Origin of the sequence: Protofrankia sp. CiP1_Cm_nod1 (genome assembly GCF_920888515.1) — a bacterium.
Classification (GTDB): domain Bacteria; phylum Actinomycetota; class Actinomycetes; order Frankiales; family Frankiaceae; genus Protofrankia.
Genome location: NZ_CAKKTM010000092.1, coordinates 1 through 6,102, shown reverse-complemented (window position 1 = coordinate 6,102; position 6,102 = coordinate 1). Strand labels below are relative to the sequence as shown.

Annotated in this window: 5 protein-coding genes and 2 pseudogenes; 2 read left to right on the top strand and 5 right to left on the bottom strand. The window is 72.6% G+C overall.

The window, feature by feature from the left end; genetic code table 11:
- Window positions 1–1,218, top strand: a pseudogene (locus NBX02_RS04800) (phospho-sugar mutase); the annotation flags it as partial.
- A 107-nt stretch (window positions 1,219–1,325) separates the two neighbouring features.
- Here NBX02_RS04800 and upp read toward each other — a convergent pair.
- Window positions 1,326–1,949: a uracil phosphoribosyltransferase gene (gene upp, locus NBX02_RS04795; protein ID WP_250284559.1), complete on the bottom strand. Its 624-nt coding sequence runs from the start codon at window positions 1,947–1,949 to the stop codon at window positions 1,326–1,328.
- 90 nt (window positions 1,950–2,039) lie between these two features.
- On the opposite strand from upp, the gene deoC reads away from it, so the two are divergent.
- A complete protein-coding gene (gene deoC / locus NBX02_RS04790; protein WP_250284561.1) occupies window positions 2,040–2,822 on the top strand; it encodes a deoxyribose-phosphate aldolase in 783 nt (260 codons plus the stop codon).
- Between the two features lie 166 nt (window positions 2,823–2,988).
- Here deoC and NBX02_RS04785 read toward each other — a convergent pair whose 3' ends face one another.
- The 4 genes and pseudogenes from NBX02_RS04785 to NBX02_RS04770 form a co-directional block, all read right to left on the bottom strand.
- Window positions 2,989–3,489, bottom strand: a complete 501-nt coding sequence (locus tag NBX02_RS04785) for a hypothetical protein (protein WP_250290148.1) — start codon at window positions 3,487–3,489, stop codon at window positions 2,989–2,991.
- 108 nt (window positions 3,490–3,597) lie between these two features.
- A complete protein-coding gene (locus tag NBX02_RS04780; RefSeq protein ID WP_445548267.1) occupies window positions 3,598–4,212 on the bottom strand; it encodes a DNA-3-methyladenine glycosylase I in 615 nt (204 codons plus the stop codon).
- A gap of 193 nt (window positions 4,213–4,405) precedes the next feature.
- Complete coding sequence (locus tag NBX02_RS04775; protein ID WP_250284563.1) at window positions 4,406–5,503, bottom strand: adenosine deaminase; 1,098 nt, start codon at window positions 5,501–5,503, stop codon at window positions 4,406–4,408.
- A gap of 406 nt (window positions 5,504–5,909) precedes the next feature.
- Window positions 5,910–6,102: pseudogene (locus NBX02_RS04770) on the bottom strand (thymidine phosphorylase); the annotation flags it as partial.

Sequence of the window (6,102 nt, the reverse complement as noted above, 5' to 3'; positions counted from 1 at the left end):
ACCACCAGCCGGGCCGTTGACGACTCCACCCTAGACGATCTTGCTGGCCTCCGGGTGGCGTACACGCCGCTGCACGGTGTGGGCGCAGACACCCTGGCCGCCGTGTTCACCCGGGCTGGCCTGGCCGCGCCGTTCGTGGTAGCCGAGCAGGCCCGTCCCGACCCGAACTTCCCGACCGTCGCGTTCCCGAACCCGGAGGAGCCCGGCGTGCTGGACCGGGTGCTCGCGCTCGGCCGGGCGGTGGGCGCCGACGTCGTCATCGCCAACGACCCGGACGCGGACCGCTGTGCGGCCGCGGTCGGCAGCCGGGTACTCACCGGCGACGAGGTCGGGCTGCTGCTCGCGGACGAGGTGCTGCGCGACCGGCCCGGGCCGGTCGCCACGACGATCGTGAGCTCGGGCGCACTGGCGACGCTCGCGGCCGCGCACGGCGTCCCCTGCCTCGAGACCCTCACCGGCTTCAAATGGATCATGCGGGCGCACGCCGGCCTCGTCTTCGGCTATGAGGAGGCGCTCGGCTACGCGGTCGCGCCGACGCTCGTGCGCGACAAGGACGGAATCACCGCGGCCCTGGCGATCGCCGGGATCGCCGCGGCGGAGAAACGCCACGGCCGGACCCTGCTCGACCGGCTCGACGACCTCGTCCGCCGACACGGCCTGCACGCCACCGCCCAGGTGTCCATCCGGGTCACCGACAGCGCGCGGATCTCCGCCGTGATGGACGCACTGCGCGCCGAGCCCCCGGCGAGGATCGGCCCCGCCGACGTACTCGCCATCCGCGACCTCGCCGCCGCACCAGCCCCAGCCCCGGCCGTCGCACCAGCCCTGGCCCCGGTCTCGACCGCCGCACCCGCCCCAGCCCCGGTCCCGACCGCCGCGCCCGCACCCGCCCCGGCCCCGGTCCCGGCCGCCGCACCTGCACCGGTCCCGACCGCCGAACCCGAACCCGCCCCGGCCGCCGAACCCGTGCCGTCTACGCCCGGCCAGGCGGCCGGTGCCGTCCCACCAGCTGATGTGATCATTTTTCGGCTGACGGACGGTGGACGGGTGGTCGTTCGTCCCAGCGGCACCGAACCGAAGATCAAGGCCTATCTGGAGGTGGCCGTCCCGGTCGAGCCCACGGCGGACGCCGACGGCCTCGCACGCGCCCGCCGCGAGGCGGACACCCGCCTGGCCACGCTCCGCGCCACCGTCCACCATCTGCTCCTCGGCCCCTGAACGGAGAAGATCGGCGATTGTTTGTCGTTGTGTACGCTTTTTCGCCCGAAAACCGTACACAACGACAAACAATTGACGATCATGCGCCGCTGGTGGGCGGCTCGGAGTCAGACGGCGCCGAACTGGCGGTCGCCGGCGTCGCCGAGGCCGGGGACGATGAAGGCGTTGTCGTCGAGCCGTTCGTCGATACAGGCGGTGACGATCCGGACGTCGAAGCCGCCCGCGTCCAGCGCGGCGACCCCTTCGGGGGCGGCGAGTACGCAGACCAGAACCATGCCGGTAGCGCCGCGGCCGGCCAGCAGGTTCAGGCAGTGCGCGGCCGATCCGCCGGTGGCGAGCATCGGGTCGAGCAGCAGCACGGGATAGTCGGTGAGGCTCGCCGGCAGTGACTCCAGGTAGGCGTGGGGCTGGAAGGTCCGCTCGTCCCGGGCCAGGCCGACGAAGCCGGTCCGGGCCTCGGGCAGCAGGCCGAGGGCCGCCTCCAGCATCCCCAGCCCCGCCCGCAGGACCGGCACGACGATCGGCGCCATGGCCAGCCTGCTGCCCACCGCCGGGGTGAGCGGGGTGGCCACGGCGTGGCGGACCGTCGGCAGCTCCCGGGCGGCCTCGTAGATCAGCATCGTGGACAGCTCCCGCAGCGCCGCGCGGAACACCGGTGGCTGCGTCCCCTTGTCGCGCAGCATGGTCAGCCGCGCGGCCACCAGCGGATGTTCGACGACGTCGACCCGCACAACTGCCTCCCGCCGTCCGAGGACCCTCACCTGGCCCGCTGGAACTCCGGCTGCCACCACACCCGTACCGCACCCGTAATGATGGACGCTATGACGAGCTTCCCAGCCGGAGCGGACCGTCCCGCCGGAACCGGTGGAACCGGCGCGACGGTGCCGGGCCCTCCCGCTCCCCCACGCCGGGCCGAACTCGCCCGGATGATCGATCACACCCTGCTGCGCCCCGAGGCGACCGGGGAGGAGATCCTCGCGCTGTGCGGCGAGGCCACCGAGCTGGGCGTCGGCGCGGTGTGTGTCGCGCCCACCCACGTCTACCTGGCTGCCGCCGCGGCCCGCCGGGGCCGGCCGAAGGACGAGCGGGCGGCGGCGGACGACCCGGCGTTCGCCGTGGCCTCGGTGGTCGGGTTCCCGCACGGCACCCATCTGACCATGGTCAAGGCGCAGGAGGCCCGCCGGGCCGTGGCCGACGGCGCGGACGAGATCGACCTGGTGATCGACCTGGCCTGCGCGATGGAGGAGAACTGGCGGTCGATCGAGACCGAGATCACCGAGGTACGGCTGGCCGTCCCGCCGCACGTGATCCTCAAAGTGATCATCGAGAGCGCGCTGCTGCCGGACGCCGGCATCGCGGCGGCCTGCCGGGCCGCGGAGGCCGGCGGGGCGGAGTTCGTGAAGACGTCGACGGGCTTCCATCCGGCGGGCGGGGCGAGCCTGCGGGCGGTGCGGGCGATGGCGGCGGCGGTCGGTGGACGGCTCGGGATCAAGGCCAGCGGGGGCATCCGTACCGCCGAGCAGGCGCTCGCCCTCGTCGGCGCCGGCGCGACCAGGCTGGGCATGTCCGCCACCCGGGACGTGCTCGCCGCTGTCCCGGAGTAGCGCCGACGTCCCAAGCAACGCCGGTGCCCCAAGCAACGCCGACGTCCCAAGCAACGCCGGTGCCCCAAGCAACGCCGGTGCCCCAAGCAACGCCGACGTCCCGGCGTAGCGCCGGTGCCCCGAACAGCGCCGGTGCCCCGAACAGCGCCGGTGCCCGCGGCGACGTCTACCGCTGGGCGGAGAGGGCCTTCTTCGCGGCGGTGAGGAACTTGTTGCCGGCCGTGGCCAGTTCGGCGGACTCGGCGCTGGCCTGGTGCTCCCAGGCGCCGTAGGTGTCGCCGGCGCGGTAGCCCCGCAGCACATCGGTCAGGCGGTGCATGCACTCGATGGCGTCGTCGTAGTGACGGGTGACCGGGGCGGTCGGGCCGAACCTGACACGCAGCCGCCCGTAGGCGGTCCGGGCCATTTCGTTCGCGTGGTTCCGGCGCTTCAGATATTCTTTCGCCTCGTCGTCGCCGTCCATTATCCCCCGGGACCACAGTGAAATACAGTAGGCGGTGACCAGTTGGGACCGGGTCAGCTGCTCGGCGGCGAAGTCCAGCACGTCACGGCATTCCTTCTGGACGGCGAGACGATGCGAGCGCCGTGTTTCCATACGGCCGGAGAAGGCGCTGATCCCCGGCGCGCCGATGCCGGTGACGACAACACTGACAATCGCAAGTAGCATCACGTCCGACATGATCAGCCATGCTAGCGGAGCGGCCCGGTTCGTCTGGTTCGCGCGGCGCGGCCTGGAGCACGGGCCGGCCCGCCGGCACCGGCGGCGCGGGGGCGGTCACCCCCGTAAGCTCCTGACCGCGCAGGCCGCAAGGTGGTCGTTGACCAGACCACACGCCTGCATCAGCGCATACGCTGTCGTGGGGCCGACAAAGACGAAGCCATGGGATTTCAGTTCCCGGGCCAGCGCCGCCGACTCGGCCGTGGTCGCCGGCAGGTCCGCCGTTACCAGCGGCACCGCCGTGGTCACGGGCCGGAACGACCAGATTAGTTCCTCGAACGACCCGTCCAGCGCCAGCAGCGCCCGGGCGTTGGTGATTGTCGCGAGAATCTTCCGGCGGTTGCGGATGATTCCCGCGTCCGCCGCCAGCCGTTCGACGTCGGCCGGGCCGAAAGCCGCGACGGCCACCGGGTCGAAATCCGCGAACGCGGCCCGGAAGGCGTCCCGTTTACGCAGGACGGTGAGCCAGGAAAGACCGGACTGGAACGCCTCCAGGCTGAGCCGCTCGAAAAGCCCGGCCCGGTCGCGGACCGGGCGCCCCCACTCGTCGTCGTGATAGGAGATGTATTCCGGCGCGGACAGCGCCCACGGGCAGCGCGGGCGCCCGTCCGGCCCGGCCACGGCACCGCCGGGGGCCCCGGCCCGCCCGGAGCCGGCGTCCGGACCGGCCAGGCCATCCGGGCCGTCCGGGCTATCCGGGCCGTCCGGGCTATCCAGAACGGTCAGGCTATCCGGGCCGTCCGGGCTGTCCGGGCTATCCGGACCGTCCGGAAAGGTCAGGCCGGCCAGGCCATCCGGGGCGGCCAGGCCGGCCGGGGCGGCCAGGCCATCCGGGGCGGCCGGGCCGGCCGCGGCGAGCGGCGGGTCACCCATCGCCGCACACCGGCGCGAACCCAGGCTTGATCACGTCGTTGATGAGCGCCAGCCGCTGGTCGAACGGGATGAACGCCGACTTCATCGCGTTCACCGTCAGCCACCGGATGTCCGGCCATCCGTACCCGAAGGCGTCCACCAGCGCGGCGAACTCGCTCGACAGCGTCACCCCGCTCATCAGCCGGTTGTCGGTGTTGACCGTCACCCGGAAGTGCAGGCCGCGCAGCAGGCCGATCGGATGCTCGGCGATGCTCGCGCACACGCCCGTGTCCACGTTGGACGTCGGGCACATCTCCAGCGGCACCCGGACGTCCCGGACATAGTTGGCCAGCTGCCCGAGGGCCGCGTTCGCGTCGGTGTCGACAGTGATGTCGTCGGTGACCCGGACGCCGTGGCCGAGCCGGTCGGCGTTGCACCACTGCAGGGCCTCCCAGATGGACGGCAGCCCGAACGCCTCCCCGGCGTGGATCGTGTAGTGGCCGTTGGCCCGCTGCATGTACTGGAACGCGTCGAGGTGGCGGGTCGGCGGGTATCCCGCCTCGGCTCCGGCGATGTCGAAACCGACAACCCCTCTGTCCCGCCACCGGACGGCGGCCTCGGCGATCTCCAGCGAGCGGGCCGCGTGACGCATCGCGGTCAGCAGCGCGCGGATCTTCAGCCCGGTACCGGCCGACCCGGCCCGGAAGCCGTCGATGACGGCCTCGATCACCGCGTCGAGCGCCAGCCCCCGCTCGACGTGCAGTTCGGGGGCGAAACGGACCTCGGCGTAGACGATGCCGTCGGCGGCGAGATCCTCGGCGCACTCGCGGGCGACCCGGGCGAGCGCGCCCGGGGTCTGCATCACCCCGACGGTGTGGCTGAACGTCTCCAGGTAGCGCACGAGCGACCCGCTGTGGGCGCCGCCGCGGAACCAGGTCGCGAGCTTGTCCACGTCGGCGGTGGGCAGCCCGCCGTAGCCCACCTCGTCCGCGAGCTCGACGACGGTCGCCGGCCGCAGCCCACCGTCGAGATGGTCGTGCAGCAGCACCTTGGGCACCCGCCGGATGGCCTCCAGCGTGGGCGGGGACGGCACGGACACGGACACGGTCATCGTCCGAAGATATATCCGAAGGCACGGCCGTCTTACCCGGTTCCCGCGCCCGGTCGGCGAGCCGGACGGAGGATCCGTCGGCGGAGCCCCGCCAGAGAAGATCCATTCATGGATTGCCCGGGAGAACCCCCCGGAAAGAAACAAAGCGGATAATACACCGTGAAAATATCCGTCGACGGAAATCAGCGACAGGAATCAGCGGCGAAAATCATCGGTGGGCATCCGGGATGCCGGTGGCCGGCATCCGCCAGCCGGCGCCCGCGGGTGGACGCCTACCGGTGGGCTCTACCGGTGGACGCCTATGCGCAGGCTGCCTATGCGCAGGCTGTAGGGCAGCCGGGCGGCTCCGGGCTACCGGTAGGCCCCACCGGTGGACGCCTACCGGGGGCCCTCCAGTAGGCAGGCCCTACGGGTGGACGTGGTCGAGGACGAGCGGCTGGACGGGCGGCGGGGTGTCCGCGATCTCGACGGCGTCGGTGAGGGCCGCCCGGGCGGTGGCCAGCCGGGCCGGGTCGTCGGTGTGCAGCTCCAGCAGCGGCGCCCCGGCGACGACCCGCTCGCCGATGCCGGCGGACCACCGCACGCCCGCGGCCACCGAC